Below are 1,621 nucleotides of genomic sequence, written 5' to 3'. Positions count from 1 at the left end.
GATTGAATTAATGGAGAAATGGAATTGAATTCGCTGAGAAGTTTAATCTGTTTTTTATTCATTAAAAGTTTAATAGCTTCATCTGGATCCTGTGTCGGAATTCCATAGGTAAAATTATCCTGACTGAAATTTATACCCACACTTCCCCAAACAGGATGAAATGCGGTTCCAACATTGAAACCAATATTTTCAAATCCGGAATTTAATAGACTTCTACCAGTGGGAACGTGATAATCTCCTGCTTTTCTTTTTAATGCATTCGCATGAAAAGAAAATTTATCAAATCCATAGTTAAAGTGAAGTTTACCGAGAAATTGAGAATTAACACTTGCACTTTCCAAAAATATATCTCCGTTTAATTCTTGCGGTACGCTTGATGGAACATTGTTGGTTAGAATATTCACAACTCCGCCGATTGCATTACTCCCATAAAGCAAACTCGAAGGACCACGAAGAATTTCTATTCGCTCAGAATTATTTCCATCCGATGAGACGCCGTGATCATCGGAGGTATTCGATAAATCGCCCATTCGTAATCCATCTTCAAGAATTAAAATTCGGCTGTCACTGAAGCCTCTTATAACTGGTCTGCCTGCCGCAATTCCATTTGACCTCATTGCAACACCAGGTTGGAAATCAAGCATCTTTGCAATTGTTGAACTGCTGTGAATTTGTAAATCAAGTCCACCGATTGAAACAAACGACTGAGATAATTTTTTAGTATCATCAAGAAATGGGTTCCCTGTCACAAAGACCTCTCCAATATCAATGCTGACTTCAATCATTTCAATTAAAATATTTGTAGACTCATCTGATGGTACAAAAATTTCTTTTGAAATAGTCTGATGTCCGATGAAAGAAAAAATTAATTGATAACTTCCGTGAGGAATGTTGTGTAATATAAAATTTCCATTTGAGCCTGTTGCGGTACCAATCTTTAATTCCTTCACAAAGACGTTAACACCCACTAATTTCGATCCGTCGTGTTTCTCAATCACTCGACCTTTAATTTGATGGTCGATATGCTGAGCTAACAAAGTTTGAATTAAAATTAAAGTAAGTAATAAAAAAAATATTTTCTTCAATTTGATTTTCCTCCTTAGTAAATGAAATAATTGTGCTTATTAGAATTTAAGCTGAAGGAGGACTACGGAGAGATGATGTTAAACCCGAAAAACATGGGATCGTTTTTGTACTTTCAAAATCAATAACGGCATGATCTGGACTTGTAAGACGAGCAAAATTATTTTGAAATGATTTGGAAAAAAGCTGTGAATAAAAAGTTTGAACTACTTTACAATTTTGAAATTCGTCCGCGTACGGATCAGAATTTGGAATGACATAGTCAAACGATACTTCATGATCGAAGTTGATATTCTGAACATGATGATGAGTTGATGCAATTATCAGGAAGAACAAATAACTGATTAATGCAAACCAGCCGAAAGAATATCTATACCAATTATTTTTTGACTTCATGACTTGCTAAAAATCACAGTATTTTGCTTCGTTATCAAGATATTTATTCATTCACTCTTTTTTAACAAAAGCTGAAATCCCAAATTTTCCCAAATTCATTATAATTGGCTAAAGGATAAAATTCTAAGACACTAAAAAAATC

At 33.9% G+C, this 1,621-nt stretch carries 2 protein-coding genes; both read right to left on the bottom strand.

Translation table 11 applies throughout. The features are described 5' to 3' along the window. On the bottom strand, positions 1 to 1,085 hold a 1,085-nt coding region (locus FJ213_13545; protein MBM4177177.1), incomplete at its 3' end, for a hypothetical protein. Positions 1,086 to 1,131: 46 nt separating this feature from the next. Then, on the bottom strand, positions 1,132 to 1,479 hold the full coding sequence (locus FJ213_13540) for a hypothetical protein (protein ID MBM4177176.1): 348 nt from the start codon (positions 1,477 to 1,479) through the stop codon (positions 1,132 to 1,134). Positions 1,480 to 1,621: the final 142 nt, after the last annotated feature.

Source organism: Ignavibacteria bacterium (genome assembly GCA_016873845.1).
In the GTDB taxonomy this organism is placed as follows: domain Bacteria; phylum Bacteroidota; class Ignavibacteria; order Ch128b; family Ch128b; genus JAHJVF01.
Note: the sequence above shows the minus strand (reverse complement) of the source record. Positions and strands in the feature narration are given on the sequence as shown.

What these genes read in the sequence shown, in the direction of transcription:
- FJ213_13540 (MBM4177176.1), bottom strand. Translation starts at nt 1,479, where the DNA reads ATGAAGTCAAAAAATAATTGGTATAGATATTCTTTCGGCTGGTTTGCA.